The sequence below is a fragment of the Geothrix sp. genome (assembly GCF_020622065.1).
GTDB lineage: Bacteria > Acidobacteriota > Holophagae > Holophagales > Holophagaceae > Geothrix.
On record NZ_JAHRYQ010000001.1, the window covers coordinates 1 to 24,516 of the forward strand.

Consider the following 24,516-nt stretch of genomic DNA (forward strand, 5'->3'; position numbering starts at 1 on the left):
CGATGATACTGCGCCGGACAGGCGTGGAAAAGTAGGTCGCTGCGACGTTAAAATCCCCTCTGGGCCATCACAAATGATGGCCCAGAGCTGTTTTACTGATAAAATTCTTCACCTATTTCGAGGAATCCATGGGCATCGAGGTCCGCCTTCCAGACGACTCTCTCCGGCAGTTGGCCGAGGGCGCCACTGGAGCCGATCTGGCAGGTGGCATCGGAGCGCGCCTCTTGGAGGCGGCCTTGGCCGTCAAGGTGGATGGGCGCCTGGCGGATCTGAAGACCCCCCTGGTGGATGGGGCCAAGGTCGAGATCGTGACCAGCAAGGCCCCCGAAAGCCTGGAGCTGATCCGCCATTCCACGGCCCACCTGCTGGCCCACGCCGTGAAGCGCCTCTATCCGAATGCGCGGGTGGGCATCGGCCCGGTCATCGAAGATGGCTTCTATTATGACTTCTGGATGGACAAGCCCTTCACGCCCGAGGACCTGCCAGTCATCGAGGCCGAGATGCGGAAGATCGTGGCCGAGGGCGTCGAAGTGGTTCGTGAGGACCTCGGCCGGGACGCCGCCGTGGCGCGGTTCCAGGCCATGGGCGAGCCCCTCAAGGTGGAAATCGTCTCCAGCATTCCGGCCAGCGACATCATCAGCGGCTACCGCCAGGGCGACTTCTACGACCTCTGCCGGGGACCCCATGTACCCAACACGGCGAAGCTGAAGGCCTTCAAGCTGCTCAGCATCGCCGGAGCCTACTGGAAGGGCGACGAGAAGAATCCGATGCTCAGCCGCATCTACGGTACCGCCTTCCATACTCAGAAGGAGCTCGACGAGCACCTGAAGCGGCTGGAGGAGGCCAAGGCGCGCGACCACCGGAAGCTGGGCAAAGAACTGGGTCTCTACTCCTTCCACCCGGAGGCGCCGGCCTCGCCCTTCTTCCATCCCAAGGGCACCCAGGTCTACAACGAGCTGGTGACCTACATGCGCGAGCTGTACTTCAAATACGGCTATAGCGAGGTGATCACACCGCAGGTGCTGGATGTGGCCCTCTGGAAGACCAGCGGCCATTACGAGAATTACGCCGAGAACATGTACTTCACCACCGCCGAGGAGCGGGAGTACGCGTTGAAGCCCATGAACTGCCCGGGCCACTGCATCATGTTCGGCAGCCAAAAACACAGCTACCGCGACCTGCCCATCCGCTACGCGGACTTCGGCCGCCTGCACCGCTATGAGCGCAGCGGCGTCACCCACGGCCTGACCCGGGTGCGCACCTTCTGCCAGGACGACGCCCACATCTACTGCACGCCCGAGCAGATCAAGACCGAAATGGCTGCCTTCCTGGCGCTGCTGAAGGAGGTCTATGACACCTTCGGCTTCGACGGGATGCGCGTGGCTCTGAGCACCCGGCCCGAGAAGCGCCTGGGCTCCGACGAGATCTGGGACGCCGCTGAACGGGCCCTGGGCGAGGCCCTGGACGAGGCCGGGATGCCCTACACCCTGAATCCGGGCGAGGGCGCCTTCTACGGACCCAAGATCGAGTTCCAGATCCTGGATGCCCTCAAGCGGCCCTGGCAGCTGGGCACCCTGCAGGTGGACTACATGCTCCCGGAGCGCTTCGACCTGAAGTACACCCAGGCGGACGGCGCCGAGGGTCGCCCCATCATGCTGCATCGCGCCATCCTGGGCAGCCTCGAGCGCTTCATGGGGATCCTCGTGGAGCACACCGCCGGCGCCTTCCCCGCCTGGCTGGCGCCGGTGCAGGTGGCGATCCTGCCCATCACGGACCGGGCCAATGCCTTCTCCACGGAAGCCGCGGCCCGGGCGAAGGCCCTGGGAATCCGGGCAGAGCTGGATTCCCGCAACGAGAGCCTGAAGGCCAAGATCCGCGAGGCCCAGCTGGCCAAGGTCCCCTACATGCTGGTGATCGGGGACCGCGAGGCCGAGGCGGGCACGGTTTCCGTGCGCCACCGCCACCGGGGCGACCTGGGCGTGCAGCCCCTGGACGCTTTCCTGGAGGCCCTTGCCCTCGAGGTGCGGGACCGCCAACGCTGATTTGGTTTTCCGTGCTTGGCGAAGGCCGGGCCAAGTGTTAGACTTTTTGTCCTTGTGTAACTAGGGGAGGAACCATTCGTCCGAACGAGACCCGCATCAACGACGGCATCCGGGCCCAAGAGGTCCGCGTCATCTCCGAAGATGGCGAACAGCTTGGCGTGATGCCTCCCCACCAGGCCATCCGGATTGCAGAAGAGCGCGGTCTTGATCTGGTGGAAGTCGCCGGAAACGCACAGCCGCCTGTTTGCCGAATCATGGACTACGGCAAGTACAAGTTCATGGAAGCCAAGCGGGAACACGCAGCCCGGGCGAAACAGAAGAACATCGTGGTCAAGGAAGTGAAGTTCCGCCCCAAGACCGATGACCACGACTTCGACTTCAAGGTGAAGCACATCCTGCGGTTCCTGGAGGAAGAAGACAAAGTCAAGGTGGTGGTCATGTTCCGCGGACGCGAAGTGGTCCATCGCGACATCGGCTACCGGATCATCGAAGAAGTCATTCAACGGGTCGGCGACAAGGCCATCGTCGAAAAGGGCGCCGGCATTGATGGCCGCGACATGCACGCCATCCTCGCCCCCCGGATCATCGAGGCGCCCAAACCGCCGAAGAAGCCCAAGCCAGCCAGTCCCGAAACCCCCGCAACCGAAGCCCAGATCCAGTGAGGAAGCCATGAGCGGTTACAAGATCAAGACCCACAAGGGCGCCCAGAAGCGGTTCAAGAAGACCGCCGGCGGCAAGTTCAAGCGCGGCTGCTCGCACCAGCGCCACATCCTGACCAAGAAGACAGCCAAGCGGAAGCGCCAGCTGGACATGGGCCGGATGGTCTCCAAGGCCGATACCAAGGCCGTGGCCGCGATGCTGCCCTACGCCTGAATATCATCCGGAGTTCCACGCAGGCAGTGCCTGCTTGGAACTTGTTCCCCCCCGCCGATGGATCTAAAATCGGTGGTTCAACCCGGTGGCTGAGGCCACCCCCGATGAGGCCTTCAAACGCTCTTCCGAGCTGCCTCGAGGAAAGGAAGTAACATGACTCGCGTCAAACGAGGTTTTAAGCGCGCCCAGCGCCGCAAGCGCATGATGAAGTTCGCCAAGGGCTTCTACGGCGCCAAGTCCCGCCTGTACCGGTCCGCCAAGGAAGCCGTCGAGAAGGCCCTCGGCTATGCCTACCGCGACCGCAAGGTCAAGAAGCGCGACTTCCGCCGCCTCTGGGTGGTGCGCATCAGCGCCGCCTGCGGACAGAACGGCACCAGCTACTCCAAGTTCATGGGCGGCCTGAAGAAGGCTTCCGTGGACCTGGACCGGAAGATCCTCGCGGATCTCGCCGTGCGCAATCCCGAAGCGTTTACCAAGCTCGTGGCCGTGGCCAAGGGCTGATCGCGAACGCAGCAAATCGCAGACACCCGAAAGGCCGCGCAAGCGGCCTTTCTTTGTGTTGAGGGCACCATGGAGCATCTGCTGCCAGCGGAGATCATCGAGGCGGGCCGGGCCTTTCCGGAGGCGCTGGCCGCCTGTGGCGACCTGGACGCGCTGTTGCGCCTCAAGGGCGAGTATGTGGGGCGCGACGGCAGCCATGCCGCGCGGCTGATGGAGCTGCTCAAGGCGGCGCCGAAGGAGCAGAAACGCGACCTGGGCGCCGTGATCAACGGCCTCAAGCAGCAGTGGGAGGAGGGCCTCAAAGCCCGCCAGACCGAGCTGGAGGCGGCGAAGAAGCAGCTGAACGCGCTGGCTGATCGCTGGGATCCTTCACTGCCGCCGCCGGTCCCGGCCCGTGGCGCGCTTCATCCCCTGAACCGGCTCATGGACCGCCTGGTGGAGGTCTTCCGGCCCCTCGGCTTCCATGTGGAGGAAGGCCCCGAGGTCGAGACGGAAGCCCACAACTTCGACGGCCTGAACATCCCGGAGGACCACCCGGCGAAGGCTTCCTCGGACACCTTCTATCTGGCGGCCCATCCGGAGCTGCTGCTTCGCACGCACACCAGCCCTGTGCAGGTCCGCACCCTGCTCCGCGTGGCGCCGCAGCTCGCGGCGAGCGGCGGCATCCGCTTTCTCGCACCGGGCCGCGTCTACCGAAAAGACGAGATCGATCCCACCCACAGCCCCATGTTCCACCAAGTGGAGGGCATGCTCGTGGGCCGCGGCATCGGCATGCAGCACCTCAAAGGCACGCTGGAATATGCGCTGCGGGCGCTGTTCGGCCCGCACACGGAGATCCGCCTGCGGCCCTCGTACTTCCCCTTCGTGGAGCCGGGCTGCGAGGTGGATGTGAGCTGCCCGCTGTGTGACGCCAAGGGCTGCCGCGTGTGCAAAGGCTCCGGCTGGGTGGAGATCCTGGGCGCGGGTCTCATCCATCCGAATGTGCTCCGCTACGCGGGCATCGATCCGGCGGAATGGTCCGGATGGGCCTTCGGCATGGGCGTGGAGCGCATGGCCATGATGCTGAGCCAGACTCCCGATCTGCGCTTGTTCTTCGAGAACGACCAGCGCTTCCTCAACACCATGGGAGGGCTCGACTGATGTGGATCGACCGCAAGGCCCTCGCCGCCGAAATCCCCGCCGCCGCTGCCTTGGAGACCCGCCAGCTCTGTGAGCTGCTCGCCTCCCTCGGTTTTCCCGTGGATGGCGTGGCCGTCCGTGAAGGGTCGGAGGTGCTGGATGTGGACATCACCGCCAACCGCGGCGACGCCATGTCCCACCGCGGCATGGCCCGGGAAGTGGCCGCCAAGCTGCAGCAGCCTCTCGCACCCCTGGCCCCTCCGTCGGTGACCGAAGGCGCGCCCAGGATTCAGGTGCGCCTGGAGAGCCCCGCCTGCCCCCTCTATGCCACGGCCCTGCTCAGCCTGGGCGAAGGGGCCACGCCGCCGGAGACCCAGGCCTTCCTGCGGGCCCTGGAAGCTTTGCCGAAGCACCTGCCCGCCGTGGATGCCTCCAACGATCTGCTGCACCGATACGGTCATCCCACCCACGCCTTCGACGCGGACCGCATCCGCGGTGCGGTGTCGATCCGCCAGGCGAAGGCCGGGGAAACCCTGGTGACGCTGGATGGCGTTGCCCGGACGCTGGCTGCCGGGGACCTCGTCATCGCCGATGAGGCTGGCCCCATCGCCCTTGCGGGCGTCATGGGCGGCGAGGGCACGAAGGTGACGGAATCCACCCGCCGCGTGCTGCTGGAAAGCGCCTGGTTCGATCCGAAGTCCGTGAAGGCCACGGCTCGCCGCCACAGCCTGCACACGGACGCATCCCATCGCTTCGGCCGCGGCGCCGACCCCGCCATGGCCGCCGTGGCGCGGGACCTGCTGGTGCATCGGCTGCAGTCCTGGGCCGGCGCCACACTGGAAAGCGCCTGGACCGTGGGCGGCCTGCCTCCGGCTCCGGCGCCCGTCTCGGTGCCCGAGGCGCTGCTGACGCGGGTCGCCGGCGAGGCCCGGCCCCTGGCCGAGGGGGTCGAGGCCCTGCGCCGGCTGGGCTGCACCGTGGAGACCCAGCCGGGCACGCTGGTCGTCCAACCGCCCTCCTGGCGCCATGACCTGGCGATTCCGGAAGACCTGGCCGAGGAGGTGCTGCGGCTCCGGGGTTACGAGCACATCCCCTCGGTCCTCCCGCCCCTGGAAGGTCCGCCTCTGCCCCTCGCTGCAGAGTACCTGCAGCGCCAGGCCGTGGCCCGCCGGCTGGCCCACCTGGGCTTCCACCAGACCGTGACCTACGGGTTCATCAGCCTCGATGCGGACGCCGCCTTCGCCGTGGCGGGGAATCCCGCCGAGGGCCGCACCCTGGTCAATCCGCTGGGCCAGGAGTACTCAGTGATGCGCGGCACCCTGCTGTCGAGCTTGCGGTCCGCTGCCGAGCAGAACCTCCGCCAGGGAGCCCGAGAGATCCGGCTCTTCGAGCTGGCGCCCACCTACACCAGCGGCCCGCAGGGTCCGGCCGAGCAGTTCACGCTGGGCCTGATCTGGGGCGGCACCCTGGGGGGGGAGGACTACCTGAGCCCCGCCCGTCCCGTGCGGGAGGCCGACCTGTCGGGCATGGCCCGGGATCTCGGCCTGGCCCGCCTGCCGGAGATCCGCGCCCTGGGCGAGGGCCTGTTCGGGTTCGAGCTTCCGGTGGCGGACCTGCCACAGGCGGGGGCCCGGATCATCCCGACCTTCCGCGCCTTCAGCCGCTTCCCCTCGGTGGAGCGCGACCTGTCCCTGCTGGTGGACCTCGGTCAGTCCCACGAAACCCTGACAGTGGCCATGCGGGCGGTGCTGCCGGCGGGCATCCTCCAGGACCTGCGCTGCGTGGATGTGTTCCGCCACAAGAGCCTGCCGGAGGGACGCCAGGCCTGGCTCATGCGCCTGCGCTTTCAGGCCGATCGCACTCTGGTGGGCGACGAGGTGGACGGCTGGGTGGCCTCGGCGTTGGCCGCGGCCGAAGCCCTCGGGGCGAAGCTCCGGGCGTAAGATGAGCTCTGAGAGGCATCCATGGACCTTCTGAAACAACTCGAATCGAAGATGCAGGCCTTGGTCCAGCAGCGCAACCAGCTGAAAGAAGAGCTGGATGCACTGAAGGCCGCCGGAGCGGTCGGGGACCAGGAACTGCAGTCCCTCCGGGCCCGGCTGGAAGAAGCCCTCTCGGACAAGCTGGCCCTGGAGAAGGACCGGGAGGCGGTGAAGGAACAGGTGGCCTCCATCCTGCGGGCCCTGGAGGCCCTGGGATGAGATCCCTGCCGCCCCTTCCTGGGGTCCGGGCGGCCACGGTGGCGGTCCTGGGGCGGGAGCTCCAGGTCCAGACGGACCACCCCGAGTCCTTGGCCGCGGCGGTCCGGGTCCTCGAGGAGACCTTCCGCGACATGGACTCGCAATGCCAGGTAAGATGGGGAAGCGTCCCGAAGGGCCTCGACACCCCGTCGTGGTACCTCCTGGGCGCCCTGAACCTGGCGCACCGCGTGGCGCGCCTGGAGCAGGAAGCCAACCAGCACACCCAAAACCTGGAACAGACCCTTTCGAAGCTGTTGAACGATGTTCCGGACGAACCTTCCGCCCCCGTGCCTTTCCTCGACGAGGACGGAGACTGATTTCCCTGCGAGGCCCGTGATCATGGCCAAGCTCTTGTTCCGTAAGTCGACTAGGGAGACCTTCCCCCTGTCCTGTGCGTTCCGCGCGTCGGCGCGCCTTAGCCAGGGACTCTGGTTTCCCCCCTATAAATTAGGGAACTCGGCAAGCCTCCACGACTGAGCGGGGATTTTCAATTCGGGTGCTGGTGGCTTCTGGACCTCTTTCCCAGGAGTCGCTGATGACCTTGATCGATTGGATTTTTCTCTGCCTCGCCATCGCCTCCGGCGGGGTGGCGTTGCTGATGGCCATCAAGGCCCAAAAGGCCACCCTGGAGAGCTCCCAGGCCCAGGCCAAGGCCGAGGCCGACACCAAGTCCCAGCGGGAGAAGCTGCTGGAGGAGGCCAAGGCGGAAGCCCAGCGCCTCCGTAAGGCCGGAGAGCAGGAGGCGGAAGCCCTCCGCAAGGAATCCGAACTCAAGGTGAAGGAACAGGCCCTCCAGGCCCGTCAGGAAGCCGAGAAGCTGCTGGCCGAGCGCCAGAAGAACCTGGAGAAGCAGGAACAGCGGCTCCAGCTGAAGGAGGAAGGCCTGCAGACCAAGGAGGAGGGACTCGACAAGAAGCTCCACCAGGTCGAGCAGAAGACCAAGGACATGGATGCCCTCACCGAGCGCCGCAAGGCCGAGCTGGAAAAGCTCGAGGCCCAGCAGGCGGAAGTCCGGCAGCTGGTGGAAGCTCAGGCCAAGCGCCTGGAGGAAGTCGCCGGCCTCACCCGCGAGGACGCGAAGAAGGAGCTGATCGGACAGCTCGAGTATTCCGCGAAGATGGACGCGGCGAAGCTGGTACGGCGCATCGACGAGGAAGCCCAGGAGGAGGCGGCCAAGAAGGCCCGGTGGACCATTGGCGCCGCCATCCAGCGGGTGGCCTCGGATGTGGTGGCCGAGCAGGCCGTGAGTTCCGTCCAGCTGCCCAGCGACGATCTGAAGGGCCGCATCATCGGTCGGGAAGGCCGCAACATCCGGGCCCTGGAAAAGGCCACGGGCTGCGACCTCATCGTGGATGACACGCCGGAGAGCATCGTCGTGTCGAGCTTCGATCCCATCCGCCGCGAGGTCGCCCGCCAGGCCATCCTCAAGCTCCTGGCCGACGGCCGCATCCACCCCGCCCGCATCGAGGAGGTGGTGGAGAAGGTCAAGGTGGACATGGATCAGCACCTCAAGGAGATCGGCGAGGCCGCCTGCATCGAGCTGGGCTTCCCCGATGTCCATCCCAAGCTGCACAAGCTGGTGGGCCGTCTGAACTACCGCACCTCGTACGGCCAGAATGTGCTGGAGCACACCAAAGAAGTGGCCCGCATCGCCGAGTACATGGCCGGCGAGATGGGCGCCGATGCGCGGCTCTGCCGCCGGGCGGGGCTCTTCCATGACATCGGCAAGGCCATCGACCGCGAGGTGGAAGGTACCCACATCGAGATCGGCATGCAGCTCATGCAGCGCTATGGGGAGAAGGACGAGGTCATCCACGCCATGAGCTGCCACCACGGGGATTTCGAACCCCGCACGGTGGAGGCCATGCTCATCACGGCCGCGGACGCCCTCTCCGCCGCCCGTCCCGGGGCCCGGCGCGAGATGCTGGAGACCTATGTCAAGCGCCTTGAGAAGCTCGAGGAGATCGCTGGGAGCTACAAGGGCGTGCAGAAGAGCTACGCCATGCAGGCGGGCCGCGAGATCCGCATCCTGGTGGACGCCGGTTCCGTCAACGACGACCAGGCCTACTGGATCGCCAAGGATGTCTCCCGGCGCATCGAATCCGAGATGCAGTACCCCGGCCAGATCAAGGTCACGGTCATGCGAGAACTGCGCGCGGTCGAGATCGCCCGCTAAGGGGTGCGTCTGATACAGTCCTGAAAGGTCTCAACCCCCCTTCGGTCTGGTATCCCCTTGGACGCATCTCCTTCCCAGCCCCCTGCGTCCGGTCGTCTCAGCACGGTCGCAGAACGGGCCCTCCGGCACCTGTTCCAGGGGGCTTCCCTGGCCTTCCTGGTCCTGGACCGGGCGGGCCGTCTCCTGCATGCGAATCCCCGGGCCCTCGTCATGCTGGGGGCCGGCGAGGAGGACCTGCCGCAGGTCGGCCTTGAGCGGCTTCGGCACGACCTGCCTCCCAGCCTCGCCCAAGCCTGGTTTGAGGCGGCCTTTGAGTCCCGGGTGGATCGTTCCGAGCTGGGAACCTGGCTGCGCCTCGACGGAACCGTGTTGCCGGTCCGCCTGACGGTGGTGGGCCTCACCACAGAGGAGGGAGGGCACCTCTTCGTGTGGGGACGGGATCAGTCGGAAGAGCAGCTGATCGGCGCGAGACTGGCGGAAAGCGCGGGACTCCAGCGTCACCTGGCCGAGGGCATCTACGCCTTGAGCCTGGTCCGGACCCGCGAGGAGGCCTATCGGGTGCTTCTGGGCCAGGCCACCGCGATCCTGACGGGGCCGCACTGGTCCCTGGGGCGGATCGAGATCCGGGAGGGACACCCCAAGGTCATCCTGGCGGCCTGGTCGCCCTCGCTGGCGGCTCGGCTGGGGCCTTCCCTCAAGGGACTCGAGTTTCCCCTGGCGGACTCCGGCTTCGCCCGGGAAGTCTGTGAGCACCGCCGCATGTGCTTCGTGGAGGAGGCCTCCACCTCGCCTTCGATGATCCAACCCGCCATCGTGGCGACCTACGGCCTCCGGAGCCTCCTGGGTGTGCCCCTGGTCTTCGAGGGCCGCATTGCCGGGGTGCTGTTCGGGGCCACCTTCCAGGGTGAGCCGCCGACGCCGCCGCGCGAGACCATGTTCCCCGTCCTTCAGAGCCTGGCGCGGATTGCCGCTTTGGCCCTGGAGCGCCTCGAAAGCGAAGACCGCCTGGAGGAGGCGGCCCGCCTTTCCAGGGGGCTGGCCCAGGCCGTCCGGGACCTGGCGGAGGCCGTGGACGAAGAGGCGCTCATTGGCCGCCTGTTTCGCTGGGCGGCGAAGCTCGCGCCGTTCCCGGAGTGGTGGTTCAACCGCTACGATCCCGAGACGAAGGGCAGCATCACCACCCACTGGACGCCAGGCCTGGAAGCCCTGGGCTCGCCGGAGGCCATCCGCCAGCCGGTCCCAGTGGCGGGCAACGCCTTCCTGGAGGCCATCCACCTCCAACAGGAGGCGGTCCACATTCCCCAGTGCCGCACGAGGGCGGAGTCGTTCGACCTGGCGACCTGGCCCTTCCGGTCCGTGGTGGGTCTGCCCTTGGCCCACGAAGGGGCTGTGGTTGGCATCCTCCATGGCGGATCGTTCGGGGAGCAGGGCGAAGTCTCGCTGTCCGATGAGCGCTTCGAGGCGCTGAAGAGTTTGGCCGAAGCCGCCGGCCTGGTGATGAAGCGGCTCCACGCCCGGCGTGCGCTCGAGGCGCAGGAAACCCGCTTCCGCATGCTGTTCGAGCAGACGCCCGATCCCATCGTGCTGCTCTCCGGAGGGCAGGTCGCGGATGTCAATGCGGCGGCCTCCCGGCTCTTCGGGCTGGACCGCGAGGTCATGCTCGGACAGCCGATGCTGGCCTTCTGCCCGGAGTGGCAGCCCGAGGGCGGATCGAGCGAGGACCTGGGCCGCCGCCACATGGAGGCCGCCATGCGCGGCACCTGCGAGCAGTTTGAGTGGGTCTTCCGCTGCGAGGGCGGACGGGAGGCCATCTGCCAAGTGAATCTGACGCGCCTCGACCCTGAGGATCGGCCTCTGCTGCACGCGATCGTGCGGGACATCACGGCGCAGAAGCGGGCGGAATCCGAACGCGTGGCGCTGGAGCGCCAGCTGTTCCAGGCCCAGAAGATGGAGAGCCTGGGCGTCCTGGCGGGCGGGATCGCCCACGACTTCAACAACCTGCTCATGGGTGTGCTCGGCCACGCCGGCCTGGCCCTGGAACAGCTGAATCCGCTCCATCCCATCCGCCGCAACCTGGAGGCCATCCAGAAGGCGGGACAGCGCGCCGCGGATCTGACCCGCCAGATGCTGGCCTACTCGGGTCGCGGCCAGTTCGTGGTCCGTCACCTGGACCTCACCACCCAGGTGGAGGAGATGCTGCACCTCCTGGAGGTGAGCCTCCCCAAGACTGTGGTGCTCAACCTGGACCTGAAGAAGGGCCTGCCGGCGGTCTCGGCGGATGCCTCCCAGATCCAGCAGGTGATCATGAACCTGGTGATCAATGCCGCCGAGGCCATCGGCGAGACCTCGGGCGCGATCACCCTCGCCACGGGGGCCCAGCGCCTGGAGGAACCGGGGATCCGCACCATGCTCGTGGGCCAGGATGTGCCGCCGGGCATCTATGTCTATCTGGAGGTCACCGACACTGGCTGCGGCATGGATGTCGACACCATGAGCCGCATCTTCGAGCCCTTCTTCACGACCAAGTTCACCGGGCGGGGCCTCGGCCTCTCGGCCATCATGGGCATCGTCCGCGGCCACAAGGGGGCCCTGCGCGTGTATTCGGAAGTGGGTCAGGGGACGACCTTCAAAGTGCTGTTCCCCGCCCAGGGGGCCATGGCGGACGCCCATGCCGTCCCAGGCCGCGAGGCCGCCTGGGAGGGGACCGGGCTCATCCTGGTGGTGGACGACGACGAGACCGTGCGGACCGTGGCCCGGCAGGCCCTTGAGCTGAGGGGGTTCCAGGTGCTGGAGGCGGAGGATGGCCGGATGGCCGTGGATCTGGTGCGGGAGCAGGGCCCGGCCATCGGGCTGGTGCTCCTGGACATGACCATGCCCCACATGGGCGGGGAGGAGGCCTATCGCGAGATGCGCATCCTCCAGCCGGACCTCCGCGTGATCCTGAGCTCGGGCTACAACGAGGTGGAGGCCATGAGCCGCTTCATGGGGAAGGGGCTCAAGGGATTCATCCAGAAGCCCTACGGTCCGAAGGACCTGCTGGCGAAGATCCAGGGCGCCCTGGAGGCTTGAGCCATGCGGACCGTCTTGCTGCTCGCGCTCAGCAACATCTTCTTCGCCCTGCGGGCTCAGGCCTCATCTCTGGCTGGGGTGGCCCCAGGGGGTGGCCGTTGAGAACCGTCCTTCTGCTCGTCCTCAGCAACATCTTTATGACCTTCGCGTGGTACGGCCACCTGAAGCAGCACCGGGACAGCCCCCTCTGGGTGGCGATCCTGGCGAGCTGGGGCATCGCCTTCTTCGAGTACTGCCTGATGGTGCCCGCCAACCGCGCGGGCTACGACCGCTTCAGCCTGCCTCAGCTGAAGGTGATCCAGGAGGTGGTGACCCTCCTCGTCTTCGCAGTGTTCGCGGTGGCGTGGATGCGGGAGCGCCTGCACCTCAACCACCTCTGGGCGGGGCTCTGTCTGGTGGGTGCGGTGTTCTTCACCTTCCGCAAATAGGCCGGCCGGGGGTTCAGGGTTCCAGGTGGATGAGGCCGCGGCGGAGGGCCACCACGGCGGCTTCGGTGCGATCCTTCACCTGGAGCTTGCGGAGCAGGTTGTTCACATGGATCTTCACGGTGGGCTCGGCCAACCCCAGGTTCTCGGCGATTTCCCGATTCCGCTGTCCCAGGGCCAGGAGGCGCAGCACATCGAGCTCCCGCGGCGTCAGGCGTTCGGCCTCCATGGCCTCCACCAGCCGGGCGGCGGTGGCGGGCGGCAGGTAGCGCTGGCCGGACGCCACGGCCCGCACGGCCTCGATGAGCGTGGCGCGCCGGACGCTCTTCAGCAGGTAACCCCGGGCCCCGGCCTCGAGGGCGCGCTGGATGTCCGCGTCCCCGTCGAAGGTGGTGAGCACCAGCACCCGGGCTTCGGGATCTTCGCGCCGGATGGCGATGATGGCTTCCACGCCCGACTGGCCCGGCAGCTGAAGGTCCATGATGGTGACCGTGGGCTTCAGGGTGCGCCAGGCCGTCACGGCCTCGCGGCCGTCCCCGGCCTCGCCGACCACTTCCAGATCGGGTTCCCCCTGATGGAGGATGGCGACGAGCCCATCCCGCACGACGGGGTGGTCATCCACGATGAGCAGCGTGATGGGGGTCGCGGTCATAGGTGCCACCTTTGGGTGGGAAGGGTGATGGTGATGCGGGTGCCGAGCCCCGGACTGCTGTCGATGTCGATGCGCCCCCGCAGCTGGCGGACGCTTTCCCGGATGCTGCGCATGCCGTAGCCCGCCGCGTCGGCGGAAGGGTCGAAGCCCTGCCCATCATCCTCGATGTTGAGGCGGACCTGGCGCCCTTCGTACTGCAGCACCACCCGCACCCAGCGGGCCTTGCCGTGGCGCAGGGCATTCGTGAGCGCCTCCTGGGCCATGCGGAGCAGCTCCTCCTCCACCCGCCGGCCCAGGGGGCGGGGTTCGCCGGTCTGGGCCAACTCCACCTGGATCTCCGTGCCGGCCAGCAGGCGGTCTGACAGCACGCGCAGGGCGCCCAGGAGGTTCGTGCCCTCGGGCCGGTGGGGGCGGAGGGCCATGACGGACCTTCGGGCCTCCTGCAGGCTGGCTACGGCCAGCTTGCGGGCATGATCGAGGCGGGTCAGCACGGGCTCCGGGTCGCCTTGCAGCCGGGCCAGCTTGGCTTCGGCGGCCTCGATCTGCAGCAGCACGCCGGTGAAGCCCTGGGCCAGGTGGTCGTGGATCTCACGGGCCATGCGGTTGCGCTCGCCCAGCACGGCCGACTTCGCCTCCAGCTGCTGAAGGCGCAGGCGGAGGAGCCACCAGGCGAACGCCCCCGCGCCCAGTGCGCACACCACCCAGAAGACCGGCCGCTGGTACAGGTAGGGCTGGACATGGACCTCGATGGACTGCTCCTGCGGGGGGCTATCCTCATCGAGCCGCCAGGCCTGGAGGACGAACCGGTAGGTCCCCGGCGGCACATTGGAGTAGGCCGAGAACCGGCGGTCGCCCACCTCGTTCCAGATGTGCTCCAGGCCCTCGAGGCGGTAGCGGAAGCGGACTTTGTCCGCCCTCGTGAGCGAGGTGGCGGTGTAGTACACCTCGAACCGATGGGTGCCCGGGGGGACCTGGATGGGGACGGTGTCGGGCAGAACCGTCTCGTCGCTTTCGGCCTTCAGGATGTGGAGGCGCAGCGCGGGGCCGGCCTTGGGCGGGGGCGGGGAGGAAGCCCGGCCGTCCAGCCGCGCAAGCCCGCGGCTGGTGGGGAAGTACAGGTCGCCTTCGCGGGTGAGCCAAGCCACAGGCTGCGGGCCGTTACGGGTCTCCCGGGAGGGCATGCCATCGTGGTGGTCGAAGACCACGGCCGGAATGGAGCCTGCTTCATTGAGGCTCTTGATCAGGGCCGCGCGGGCGATCCGGAAGACGCCCTGCCCGGTGCTCAGCCACATCCGGTGCGCGCCATCCTCCAGGATGCCGTGGATGGCGAGGAGCAGGGGGCCGGGGCGTTCCCCGAAAGTCTGGAAGATGCCGTCCCGGTACCGCCGCAGGCCCTCCGGGGTGCCGATCCAGAGGAATCCCTCGGCATCCAGGTGCAGGGACAGGGCGCCACTTGAGCCCAGCCCTTCCGCACGGCCCAACCAGCGCACCGTGCTGGAGTCGAGAATGCCCAGCCCCTGCGTGCGGCTCACCAGATACAAGGGGGCTGATCCGCCTCCCGTCATGGCGAGGGCACCCTGGACGGCGGGGAACAGAACGGGGGCGGCGCCTGGTGCGAGCTTGAGCAGGCCCTGGCGGGAGGTGGCGACCCACAGGATGTTCTGCGGATCCTCGTACAGCGACATGATGGCGTCCGGCGAGGGTCCCTCAGGCCGGCGGACCCGGCGGAACTGGCCTTCGTACCGTTCATACAGCTCGCCGTTGCGGGTGCCCACCCACAGTCCCCCGGCCCGGCGGGGCCAGATGGCGGTGATGGGGCCACCGGGGTTTCCCGGGCCCACACGATGGACGCGCCCCTGGCGGATCTCCCCCAGGGACTGGTCTCCCGTGACGCACCAGACGGTGCCCTGGGCGTCCTGGCAGACCATGAGGGCGGGCTCTTCGAGATCCGCGCCGACCACGGGCAGCGTCTGGAACGGCACGGGGTAGAGCACACGCAGGCCACGGCCTTCGGTGCCGGACCACAGGGCACCGGAGCTGTCCTCAAGCAGGGCGAGGGGTGTCCAGCGGGAGCCGGCAGGCGCGGGGGCGGTCTCCAGGGAACCGGCTGGCGTCCGGCGGAAGAGGCCGGTCTGTTCGAGCCCGACCCACAGGCTGCCCTGTCGGTCCACGAGCAGGGCACTGATGGCCCGGGGCGGCAGGCCCTTCGCCCAGGCCGCCGCTTCGAGCCGGCCTTCGGTGAGCGTCAGCAGGCCCTGGGAGCGGGTTCCCACCCAGATCTCCCCTTCGACGCCCGCACCGAGGGCCGTAATGTCCGTGGAGGCCAGCGCGGCCAGGACCAGCCGTCCTCCCTGGAGGCGCCACAAGCCCGATCCTGCGGTGCCCACCCAGAGTGTCCCGTTCGGGTCTTCGACGATGGCGCGGATGGTCAGCCGGGCCGCATCCGAGGGTACGGTCTGGAACCGGGTGCCGTCGAACCGGAGCAGGGGTCCCTCCTGGGGGGCTGCCCAGAGTGTGCCGCTGCGATCCTGGAGCAGGCGCAGGATGGGCTGGTCGGGCAGGCCCTCTGCGGCGCCGAAGGCCCGGACCGCGCCGTCCTGGAACCGGTAGAGCCCAGCCTCTGAGGTGCCGATCCAGATGCTGCCACCGGGACCTTCCGCCAGGCAGTGGATCTCGTTGTGTGCGAACCCCGGCACATTGAGGCGGGAGTAGTGATCGAAGGTGGCGCCGTCGAAGCGGACCAGGCCCGCCTCCGTGCCGATCCACAGGAAGCCGTCCCGGGACTCGAGGAGGGCGGTGGCCGTGTCCTGGAGGAGGCCATCCTCGCTGCGCCAGAGGTGGCTGGCGTGGGTGGAGAGGGGCCGGGCGGGGTCCAGGGCGAAGCCCGTGACGCTGGCCCAGAGGCATGGCAGGACGATGACAAGGCGCCGCAAGGCCCCCCGAGGGGAAGGTCGGTTTCCTGCAATCTGCGGGCACATGGAAGCTGAAGATTAGGCCATCGGGCCGACCGGATCAACGGAGAAGGCGGTAGATCGTTCGATCTAAAAGTAAGGATCCAATCGGGATATGGGCGCCAGGAAGCCGTGGGGAGATAGTGATTCAATCCACCCGCGGTCCCGATGTCTCGACCGAAGCTTCGCACTTCTCGGGGATTCCCCTTGCCCTGATCTTCCCGTTGCAAATCGGTGGCATATATTTGGATCCTCCATCCCCTTCCGAGCTCCACCGCCAACCTCCTCCGCCACGAGTCGCATTCCCTGGGTGTCGCCATGAACAGGACTTGGAATTGGAACCGGACGATGGGGCTTCTGGGTGGTCTGGCCTTCGCCTTGCTCCTGGTCCTGGTGGGCTGCGGGAGCGGCAAGGGGGCCGCCGGGGTCACTCAATACTATGGGAACTACCACCCGGCCGGCTGGATCGGCAACCACGCCGGACAGGCCGTGGCGGGGGTGGATGCCTGCACCAAGTGTCATGAGATCTCCGTCCTCAAGGTCGGCAGCGGGGTGCCCACCTGCATGACCACGGGCTGCCACCACCAGACCGTTTCCGGATGGGCCGATCCGGCCATCCACGGGGTGCGCGCCAAGATGGCCGCGAGCACCGTGACCGGCGGAAGCCTCGTCTCCTGCCAGATCTGCCACGGGAAGGCGTTTGCCGGCGGAGGCTCCGCCAATGCCTGCGTCACCTGCCACGGTGTCAGCGCGCCGCATCCGCCGAAGCCCTGGCGCACCACGGGCGGCACCGTCTTCACCCACATCACCACCGATCCGTCCAATGCCGCCGTCTGCGCCCAGTGCCATTTCGCCGGATCGCCCAGCAATCCCATCGGGCATCCCGCCACGCCCGCGCCCGCCGGCACCCAGCCCGGCTGCTACAACGCGACCCTCTGCCACGGCGCCAACGCCGCGCCGCACCCGGTTCCGTTCCTGGTGGGTCAGACCGACTCCCAGCTGAACGGACACATGACCGTCACGGCGGCAGCCTTCGCCGCGGACTGCGCCAGCTGCCACGCCTATTCGGGCACTTCCCCCACGGCTTCCGCGCCGCTCTGCAACACCTGCCACCAGCTGGCGGATCCCACCGCGGCCGGCACCAATGCCGGAACCTGCCTCTCCTGCCACGCCGGCACGGCGGGCCTGCCCAAGGGGCCCGGCGGCACGGGCTTCCCCAGCATCGCCGGGGCCCACGCCAAGCACATGGCACTGGCCACTGCGCTGAGCTGCGACACCTGCCATGCGGGCAGCGGGACGGGAACCACCACCCACTACACGAATGCCAACGCGCGCATCGGCGTGCCGACAAGCCCCGCCAGCGTCTCGATGGATCCGATCTTCATGGCCAAGACCGGGGGCAACCCGTCCTTCAATCCATCTGCGCTCACCTGCTCCAATGTGAGCTGCCACGGCGGCCAGGTCACGCCGGGCTGGCAGAACGGAACCATCAACTCCGCAACCCAGTGCACCGCCTGCCACGCGGTGGCCACCAGTGCCGGGACGGCGACCCAGTTCAATGACGCCTTCGGCCGGCACAGCATCGGCACCCACAATGCCACGGTGCCCGCCAACGCCATCGCCTGCACCACCTGCCACAACATGGGGAACGGTTCGCCCGGAGCCCTGGCCCACTTCAAGTATCTCAACACGGGGGCCGTGGACGGTCTCTCCACCGGCACCCCGGCGGATCAGCTGCCCAGCGGCACCATCGTCTTCGACCCCGCCATCGTCTCGGCCCCCGGGACCTACACGGTCACGAGCGCCACCCAGGGCAACGGCGGCTGCGCCCTCACCTGCCACAGCCACATCCACACGGTGTCGTTCGATACCTGGACCGCCAGCGGGGCACCGCATCCCGTGCCCTTCCTGGGCAACCAGGTCGATACGCAGAACAACGGCCACCTGACGGCCACCCAGGCCACCTTTGCGGCGGATTGCGGCACCTGCCATGCCGTTTCCGGCACCTCGCCCGTGGCGGGCAGCCCCCTCTGCGCCACCTGTCACACCCTGGCCGATCCCACCGTGGCCGCGACCGGGACGGGCACCTGTCTGTCCTGCCATGTGGGCCCCTCGGGGATTCCGGCCGGTCCCACCGGCACCGCCTTCCCCAACATCGCCGGCGCCCATGCCAAGCACATGGGGCTGCCCACCGTGCTGAAGTGCGACACCTGCCACGCCGGCAGCGGGACGGGCACGACGACCCACTACAACAACGCCAACGCCCGGGTCACGGCCCCGGTAGGCCCGGCCCCGGTGAGCATGGATGCCACCTTCAACGCGCAGAGCGGCGGATCGGCCTCCTTCAATCCCACCGCGCTCACCTGCTCCGCCTCGAGCTGCCATGGCGGCCAGGTGACGCCCAACTGGCGCACTGGCACCATCACCTCCACCTCCCAGTGCTCGCTCTGCCACGCGATCAACGGCGGCACCGCGACCTCCCAGTACAACGACGCCGTCGGGCGCCACGCCTGGGGCACGCACGCCACCGCCGCCACGCTGGACTGCACCCTCTGCCACGACATGACCTCCGCCAACACTAGCGGTGGCGCGGTCAACCACTTCGCCGAGCTCAACACCCCCGCCGTCAGCAGCACGAACAAGCTGCCCAGCGGCACGATCAAGTTCAAGCTCACCAACACCACCTATCCGATCACCGGGGCCGCGACCTACACCATCAACGCCACGACCCCCGAAGGGGACGGTGGCTGCGCCCTCACCTGCCACAGCCAAGTCCACAATGCCGTCGATAACCACTGGAACGCCCCCAAGGGCTCCGGGATCGCCCACCCCGTGCCCTTCCTGAGCACCGATGTCAGCAGCGCAGGCAACCACCACCAGACCCTGACACTCGCCCAGTTCAACGGCGAATGCATCAACTGCCACGATCAGAGCGGGACCACCACCAAGAGCGGACCCGTGTGCACGGTCTGCCACACCCTTGGTTCCCCCGTGGCCGCGGGCATGACGGCGGGCACCTGCCTCTCCTGCCATGTGGGCGCCAGCTTCACCACCCAGGGCCCGACCGGCACCGCCTGGCCGAACCTGCAGGGCTCCCACCCCAAGCACCTCTCCCTGCTCACTTTCACCCGCACCTCACCGGCCCTGCCCGCGTCGATGACGGCCTCGGCCTATCCGGATTGCGCGGCCTGCCACGCGGGTTCCGTGCCCGGAGATCCGGCCCAGACGCACTACAGCAATGCCAACAAGCGTCTGGCCTCGCCGATCACGGCCGGCCCCGCCTCGGTGGCGATCGATCCGGCGTTCAATGCCAAGAGCGGGACGGCCGGCACCACCGCCAGCGCCTCAGCCTTCACCTGCTCCAATGTGAGCTGCCACGGCGGCCAGACCACGCCCGGATGGCAGACCGGCACCCTGACCGTGAACGCCACCACCTACTGCATCGCCTGCCACAAGGTGGCTTCCACGGCCACGCAGTTCAACGACGCCACGGGCCGTCACAACAACCCGAGCCAGCACAACCAGACCTGCGACTACTGCCATGTCATGACGCAGGCCACACCCGGGGCCCTGAACCACTTCAAGTACCTCGACACCTCCGCCGTCAGCGGCGTCAGTGGCACGCCTTCCGATCAGTACCCCAGCGACACCGTGAAGTTCGGCGGCGGCGCCACCCCGGCCACGGGCGCGCTCACCTACACCGTCACCTCGGCCACGCAGGGCCGCGGGGGCTGTGCCCTCACCTGCCACGGGCAATCGCACACCACGGCGGGCAACACCTGGAACTGATCCACCCCTCGCCTTTTCCACCACCCCATAGGAGGTCCCATGCGACGCGCCATCCTCACCGCTCTGCTGCTTGCCGGAGCGACCCTGTCCGCCGGTGATCCGGCCAAGGACCTGCCGAAGTTCCAGGGTGGCGATCTCCAGAAGTACTGGACGGACGCCTGCGCCCGCTGCCACGGCGTGAATGGCAACGGCCGCGACAACAGCGGCAAACCCCTGCCCGATGCGGGCTTCGACTTCACCGACAGTCGCAAGGCCAACAAGAAGAAGGACGGCGACTGGGTGAAGGTCACCCTCGAGGGCAAGGACAAGATGCCGGCCTTCAAGGACAAAATGTCCGAGGCCGATGCCCAGAAGATGATCACGGAGATCGTCCGCAAGTTCGCCGCCAAGCGCTGATCCTGGAGATCCGATGACACGGAAGCTCGCTCCCCTGCTCGCCTGCTCCCTCCTGGCCGGGGGAGCGCTTCACGCCGAGTCCTCCGAATACCCGCTGGTGGTGAACCTGCCCTCGGCGGAGCGGATGCAGTACTGGGACATCGGCGTTGCCTTCACCCACCGGTTCATCCAGCCCGTGAAGGATCACGGGAAGGATGTCTACGGTCTGGACGGCTACACCTACGCGGGACTCGGCTTCGCCTTCGGCATCAAGCCGATCCCGGGGCTGAACGCCTTCATCTACCGCACGGCCGACAACAAGACCTTCACCTTCGGCTTGCAGCAGCAGGTGCTGGATCGGGAACGCGTCCGTCTGGCCGTCCGGGCCGAGCGCTTCGACGAGGTGGTGAAGGAAACCGTGACGCCCATCGGCCGGGTGGGCCTCTCCGGGGCCGTCCTCCAGGTGCCCACGGAGATCTTCATCACGGACGACATCATCTTCTCGATCGTGCCGGCCTACATCACGAAGACCACCACCACCGATACGATCCTGGCGGTGCCCCCCGGGGCCACGCCCAACACCACGCCCAACACCGGCGGAGTCTTCAATGTGGGCCTGGGGCTGCGCGTCAGCTTCACGGAGAAGTTCTCCTTCGTGAGCGAGTACTACCCCCGGCCCTCCAAGTTCTCCAAGGCCGCGCCCGGCGGCATCACCGATGGAACCACCTACCAGCGGGGCTTCGCGGCCGGTGTCTCCTACAAGACCTTCAAGCACCGCTTCACCCTTGTGGGCACCAATGTCCCCGGCACCACGGCGAACCAGGTCCTGAGCGGGGACTACGGTGGTGGGCCCCGGCCCTCCTCCCAGTGGTCCATCGGCTTCAATGTCACCCGCGTCTTCTGAGGTCAGCGATTCATGTCCGCTTCACCCCTTCTGGAATTCGTCGCCCGCGAGCATCCGGCCTTCGTCCACATCCCCCTCGGGCTGGTGGCGGTGCTGCCCCTGGCGATGCTGGCCTCCTTTCATCCCAAGCATGTCCGTCTGTGGACGGGCACTTCATTCTTCCTCGCCCTCGTGGGCTGGCTGGGCAGCACGGCAGCCCTGTTTAGCGGCCTGATCTGGGGCCGCCAGATCGCCCTCATCCCGCCGAAGGGGTTCTTCCCGGTCGTGGCCACCGAGAAGCAGGTGCTGCAGCGCATCCTCCAGGTCCATGAGATGGCGGCCCTGAGCGGCTTCCTCATCGGCGGCTTCTGCGTCTGGCTTCTCTGGGGCTCCTGGCGCCAGGTGGAGGCCCACGACGGCGCCACCCACCGGAGGCACGGAGGCCGCCGTTTCTGGGAACGCGGCGTGGGGGCCGCGCCCCTCCTGGTGGGCGTTCTCTGGCTGGCCTGTTGGGGGCTCAGCGGCAAGCTGGGGGGCGTGATGGTCTTCGGAAGCGAGGAGACCAACCGGGCCGCAGCCGAGGCGGACGCCGCCAAGCATGCGGACGCCGAGGCCGACCTGCCCATCCGGGCCCTGGATTACGCGAGCCTCGAGCCCATCACTCCGGAGCCGGTGCGGAGCAAGGCCCATGGAAACCGCTGGCGGCGCATCTGGGTCACGGCCTCCGGCGCCGATGCCTACCAGGCGGGCAAGCCCCTGCCCCCGGGGGCCTATGCCGTGATGTCGACCTTTGAGGACGACAAGGGCAAGCCCAGCCATGAGCCGGGCCCCCTCTACATGAAGGAGACGAAGGCTGATGGCAGCACGGCCTTCGCGTTCTACTGGCCCCGGGTGCCCGAGGCGCTGCGCAAGGACATGGAGAACCAGGACAGCGTCTACTGGCGGAGTCCCGATTCCCATCTCGCGGTCTGTCTCGGCTGCCACGAGAAGAAATCGGCGCCGGCCCAGCCACTTACGGCAGGTAGTGCTGGGGGTCCGGGAAAGCGCTGACCTTGATGTCGGGAGGCTCGACGGGCTGCTCTGCCAGCATCTCGGCCATGAGGGCCGTGAGCCGGGGCAGTTCGAAGGGCTTGGGCAGGAGGCGGACCCGGGGGACCTTGGCCAGGGCCGCCTCCATGCCTTCCAGTCCTTGACCGCTGATGAGGATGAAGGGGACGGCCGAACCCGTGGCCCGGATCCGCTCCAGCAGTTCCAGGCCCGTGCAGTCCGGCATGCGGTGATCACTCAGCACCAGATCGAAGGTGCCCGCCTGCCAGGCCCGCCAGGCGACGCCGCCGTCGGGCGCGGCCGTGACCTGGGCCCGGGCCAGGGTCAGGGCATCCGCCAGCATGTCGCGCAGCAGCACTTCATCCTCCACCACCAGGATTCGGCAGCCCACCAGGCTGTTCCGGGCCACGGAGGGGTTCGAGGGAGTGGAGGAGGGCTCGTGCGGGCCCTTCACGCGGGCCTGGGGGAGGACGACCCGGAAGCAGGCGCCCCCGGTCGGGATGTTCTCGGCGCGGATCTGCCCGTGATGGGCCTTCACGATGCCGAAGACCATGGCCAGCCCCAAGCCCGTGCCCTTGCCCAGGTCCTTGGTGGTGACGAAGGGCTCGAAGATATGCGGGAGGAGCTCTTCGGGGATGCCGGTGCCCGAGTCCCGGACCTCCAGGCCGACCTGGCCCGCTTCGTCCAGGAAGGTGCGCAGGCCGAGGCTGCCGCCCGTGGGCATGGCGTCCCGCGCGTTCACGGCCAGGTTCATGAGGACCTGCTCCAGCTGGACGGCGTCGCCGGAAACCGGAGGCAGGTCCGGCTCCAGGGCGAGCTGGAGGCGGATGCGCCCGCCCAGCAGGCGGTCGAGGATATTGGCCGTCTCGCTGACGAGGGCGTTCAGGTCCAGCGGGCGCAGCTCGGGCCGGGACTGGTGGCTGAAGGAGAGCAGGGCCTTGGTGGTCTGGGCGCAGCGCTTGGTGGCTTCCTCGGCCCGGAGGATCCGGTTCATGACGGGATGGCCCTCGGGAAGCAGCTCCCGGCTGAGGTGCAGCTGGCCCAGGATCGCCGCGAGCTGGTTGTTCACATCGTGGGCGATGCCCCCCGCGAGGGTGCCCACGGTCTCCATGCGCTGGCTGTGCTCCAGCTGCCGCTGCAGGCGGGCCTGATCGGCCAGGCTTTCACTGGCCTGGCGGAGGGCCCGGTCCAGGCTTTGGATCTCCTGGATGTGGGAGGTGCTGGCCGGGGGCATCTGGCCCTGCCCCAGGACCTCGGCCAGGGCGCTGAGCTCCGCGATGGGTTCCACCACCCGCCGGGCGATGCGCTCGATGCGCCAGGCCGCCAGGCCCAGGCCCAGGAGGGCCAGCCCCAGCATGCTCAGCACCCGGAAGTGGGCCGGTCCGAGCAGGTCTTCGATGGGCACGGTCAGCATGAGCTGCCAGTGGATGCCCGGGAGCCCCTCGAAGGGCCGGAGCAGGCCCATGGTCGCGCGCCCCTCGGATGAGATCAGGCGGGCCCCCTGGGCCCCGGAGCCAGCCATGGCCAATGCTGCATGGAAGGTGGGGAGGAGCGTCGGCAGGGGTTTGAGGAAGGCCTGACGGCGGCTTTCCTTGGTCTCGAACGCCGGCTCCCGGGGCAGGATCAGGGCCTGTCCCTCGGGATCCACGATCAGGCAGCGGCTCCCGGCGGTGGGCTGCGCCGCCCAGACCCGCTGGGTGAGGTCGTCCAGCAGGAAATCCAGCGCGGCCACGCCCCGCAGGCCCGCGGCATCCCGGATGGGCAGCGCATAGGTGATGCCGGGATCCTGGGTGGTGTAAAAGGCATAGGGATCCGTCCAGATGGGCGCGTCGGCCAGGGCTCCCGCTTGGTACCAGGGGCGGGACCGGGGATCGTAGGCCATGGGCGTCCAGGGCTCGGACAGCAGTTGTCCGGCTGAATCCAGTCGATGCCAGCGGATCCGGGCTTCGGTCCCGGCGTTGTCCAGCTCGCGGAAGGACCAGGCCCCGCCGACGCGGAGGAGAAGCAGGGAGTGCCCATCGGTCCGCGCCAGGTTGACGCTGGTGATCCCGTGCTGGGCGGCCAGCAAGGGCGTGATCAGGCGGGCGGCCTCCGCCGGGCGAGCCGGGTCGAGCACACCCTGGAGCCACCACTCGCGGATCACGAGCCCCAGGGACTGGGAGGCCTCGAGGTCGTTCCTGACCGCCTCCTCGAGCTGGACCAGCGCGGTTTCGGCCCGGGCCCGGGCCTGGCGCTCCAGGGCCTGCTGTTGGCTCCACCAGGACAGCCCGAGGAGAAGCGCCGAAACGCCGGCCATGAGGATCAGCAGATCCGTCAGCAGCAGGCGGCGAATGGGAAGCAGGGGGCGAGGCCCCTCGGGGCGGTTCACTGGCTT

Annotated in this window: 18 protein-coding genes; 15 read left to right on the forward strand and 3 right to left on the reverse strand. The window is 68.1% G+C overall.

The genetic code is table 11. From position 1 onward, the window contains the following. Positions 1–128 precede the first annotated feature (128 nt). The 11 genes from thrS to QZ647_RS00055 all read left to right on the forward strand — a co-directional run bounded on the left by thrS (position 129) and on the right by QZ647_RS00055 (position 12,448). Positions 129–2,042 carry a threonine--tRNA ligase gene (gene thrS, locus QZ647_RS00005; RefSeq protein ID WP_291270243.1) on the forward strand — a complete coding sequence of 638 codons (1,914 nt, stop codon included), beginning with the start codon at positions 129–131 and terminating at the stop codon, positions 2,040–2,042. A 95-nt stretch (positions 2,043–2,137) separates the two neighbouring features. After that, positions 2,138–2,704 (forward strand): translation initiation factor IF-3, encoded by a 567-nt coding sequence (infC, locus tag QZ647_RS00010; protein WP_286355999.1) that lies wholly within the window; start codon positions 2,138–2,140, stop codon positions 2,702–2,704. 7 nt (positions 2,705–2,711) lie between these two features. After that, on the forward strand, positions 2,712–2,915 hold the full coding sequence (gene rpmI, locus QZ647_RS00015) for a 50S ribosomal protein L35 (RefSeq protein ID WP_286354391.1): 204 nt from the start codon (positions 2,712–2,714) through the stop codon (positions 2,913–2,915). Between the two features lie 153 nt (positions 2,916–3,068). Beyond that, complete coding sequence (rplT, locus tag QZ647_RS00020; protein WP_286354390.1) at positions 3,069–3,416, forward strand: 50S ribosomal protein L20; 348 nt, start codon at positions 3,069–3,071, stop codon at positions 3,414–3,416. Positions 3,417–3,485: 69 nt separating this feature from the next. Further along, on the forward strand, positions 3,486–4,556 hold the full coding sequence (gene pheS, locus QZ647_RS00025; RefSeq protein ID WP_291270244.1) for a phenylalanine--tRNA ligase subunit alpha: 1,071 nt from the start codon (positions 3,486–3,488) through the stop codon (positions 4,554–4,556). After that, the gene (locus QZ647_RS00030) at positions 4,556–6,478 is read left to right on the forward strand and encodes a phenylalanine--tRNA ligase subunit beta (RefSeq protein WP_291270245.1); all 1,923 of its coding nucleotides are present in this window, start codon (positions 4,556–4,558) and stop codon (positions 6,476–6,478) included. Before pheS ends, QZ647_RS00030 begins: the two co-directional genes overlap by 1 nt. A gap of 21 nt (positions 6,479–6,499) precedes the next feature. Continuing rightward, the gene (locus tag QZ647_RS00035; RefSeq protein WP_286354387.1) at positions 6,500–6,736 is read left to right on the forward strand and encodes a hypothetical protein; all 237 of its coding nucleotides are present in this window, start codon (positions 6,500–6,502) and stop codon (positions 6,734–6,736) included. Continuing rightward, positions 6,733–7,092 carry a cell division protein ZapA gene (zapA, locus tag QZ647_RS00040; protein WP_291270246.1) on the forward strand — a complete coding sequence of 120 codons (360 nt, stop codon included), beginning with the start codon at positions 6,733–6,735 and terminating at the stop codon, positions 7,090–7,092. Before QZ647_RS00035 ends, zapA begins: the two co-directional genes overlap by 4 nt. Before the next feature lie 218 nt (positions 7,093–7,310). Then, complete coding sequence (gene rny, locus QZ647_RS00045; protein WP_291270247.1) at positions 7,311–8,951, forward strand: ribonuclease Y; 1,641 nt, start codon at positions 7,311–7,313, stop codon at positions 8,949–8,951. Between the two features lie 57 nt (positions 8,952–9,008). Next, positions 9,009–12,020, forward strand: coding sequence for a PAS domain S-box protein (locus QZ647_RS00050; RefSeq protein ID WP_291270248.1), 3,012 nt, complete (start codon positions 9,009–9,011; stop codon positions 12,018–12,020). A 98-nt stretch (positions 12,021–12,118) separates the two neighbouring features. After that, complete coding sequence (locus QZ647_RS00055) at positions 12,119–12,448, forward strand: DMT family protein (RefSeq protein WP_291270249.1); 330 nt, start codon at positions 12,119–12,121, stop codon at positions 12,446–12,448. A gap of 13 nt (positions 12,449–12,461) precedes the next feature. Here the strand turns inward: QZ647_RS00055 and QZ647_RS00060 are convergent, their stop codons facing one another. Both QZ647_RS00060 and QZ647_RS00065 read right to left on the reverse strand, forming a co-directional pair. Next, positions 12,462–13,097 carry a response regulator transcription factor gene (locus QZ647_RS00060; RefSeq protein ID WP_291270250.1) on the reverse strand — a complete coding sequence of 212 codons (636 nt, stop codon included), beginning with the start codon at positions 13,095–13,097 and terminating at the stop codon, positions 12,462–12,464. After that, positions 13,094–16,030, reverse strand: coding sequence for a sensor histidine kinase (locus tag QZ647_RS00065; RefSeq protein WP_291270251.1), 2,937 nt, complete (start codon positions 16,028–16,030; stop codon positions 13,094–13,096). Before QZ647_RS00065 ends, QZ647_RS00060 begins: the two co-directional genes overlap by 4 nt. Before the next feature lie 366 nt (positions 16,031–16,396). Here QZ647_RS00065 and QZ647_RS00070 point away from each other — a divergent pair, with 366 nt between their 5' ends. Genes QZ647_RS00070 through QZ647_RS00085 form a run of 4 tightly spaced genes read left to right on the forward strand, consistent with a single transcriptional unit; the run spans position 16,397 to position 22,145 of the window. Further along, positions 16,397–19,837, forward strand: a complete 3,441-nt coding sequence (locus tag QZ647_RS00070) for a CxxxxCH/CxxCH domain-containing protein (protein WP_291270252.1) — start codon at positions 16,397–16,399, stop codon at positions 19,835–19,837. Between the two features lie 39 nt (positions 19,838–19,876). Then, positions 19,877–20,233 (forward strand): cytochrome c, encoded by a 357-nt coding sequence (locus QZ647_RS00075; protein ID WP_291270253.1) that lies wholly within the window; start codon positions 19,877–19,879, stop codon positions 20,231–20,233. Between the two features lie 13 nt (positions 20,234–20,246). Further along, complete coding sequence (locus QZ647_RS00080; protein ID WP_291270254.1) at positions 20,247–21,116, forward strand: DUF5777 family beta-barrel protein; 870 nt, start codon at positions 20,247–20,249, stop codon at positions 21,114–21,116. Between the two features lie 12 nt (positions 21,117–21,128). Beyond that, entirely contained in the window at positions 21,129–22,145 is a 1,017-nt protein-coding gene (locus QZ647_RS00085; protein WP_291270255.1) for a hypothetical protein, read from the forward strand. On the opposite strand, the gene QZ647_RS00090 is transcribed toward QZ647_RS00085, so the two are convergent. Continuing rightward, positions 22,108–24,510 carry an ATP-binding protein gene (locus QZ647_RS00090; RefSeq protein ID WP_291270256.1) on the reverse strand — a complete coding sequence of 801 codons (2,403 nt, stop codon included), beginning with the start codon at positions 24,508–24,510 and terminating at the stop codon, positions 22,108–22,110. The genes QZ647_RS00085 and QZ647_RS00090 overlap by 38 nt on opposite strands. Between the last annotated feature and the right edge of the window lie 6 nt (positions 24,511–24,516).

Excerpts from the sequence above, each read along its gene's own strand:
- QZ647_RS00035 (WP_286354387.1), top strand. The coding sequence starts at position 6,500 with ATGGACCTTCTGAAACAACTCGAATCGAAGATGCAGGCCTTGGTCCAG.
- thrS (WP_291270243.1), top strand. The coding sequence starts at position 129 with ATGGGCATCGAGGTCCGCCTTCCAGACGACTCTCTCCGGCAGTTGGCC.
- QZ647_RS00070 (WP_291270252.1), top strand. The coding sequence starts at position 16,397 with ATGGGGCTTCTGGGTGGTCTGGCCTTCGCCTTGCTCCTGGTCCTGGTG.
- rpmI (WP_286354391.1), top strand. The coding sequence starts at position 2,712 with ATGAGCGGTTACAAGATCAAGACCCACAAGGGCGCCCAGAAGCGGTTC.
- rny (WP_291270247.1), top strand. The coding sequence starts at position 7,311 with ATGACCTTGATCGATTGGATTTTTCTCTGCCTCGCCATCGCCTCCGGC.
- zapA (WP_291270246.1), top strand. The coding sequence starts at position 6,733 with ATGAGATCCCTGCCGCCCCTTCCTGGGGTCCGGGCGGCCACGGTGGCG.
- QZ647_RS00060 (WP_291270250.1), bottom strand. The coding sequence starts at position 13,097 with ATGACCGCGACCCCCATCACGCTGCTCATCGTGGATGACCACCCCGTC.
- QZ647_RS00080 (WP_291270254.1), top strand. The coding sequence starts at position 20,247 with ATGACACGGAAGCTCGCTCCCCTGCTCGCCTGCTCCCTCCTGGCCGGG.
- QZ647_RS00030 (WP_291270245.1), top strand. The coding sequence starts at position 4,556 with ATGTGGATCGACCGCAAGGCCCTCGCCGCCGAAATCCCCGCCGCCGCT.
- QZ647_RS00075 (WP_291270253.1), top strand. The coding sequence starts at position 19,877 with ATGCGACGCGCCATCCTCACCGCTCTGCTGCTTGCCGGAGCGACCCTG.
- rplT (WP_286354390.1), top strand. The coding sequence starts at position 3,069 with ATGACTCGCGTCAAACGAGGTTTTAAGCGCGCCCAGCGCCGCAAGCGC.
- QZ647_RS00085 (WP_291270255.1), top strand. The coding sequence starts at position 21,129 with ATGTCCGCTTCACCCCTTCTGGAATTCGTCGCCCGCGAGCATCCGGCC.
- pheS (WP_291270244.1), top strand. The coding sequence starts at position 3,486 with ATGGAGCATCTGCTGCCAGCGGAGATCATCGAGGCGGGCCGGGCCTTT.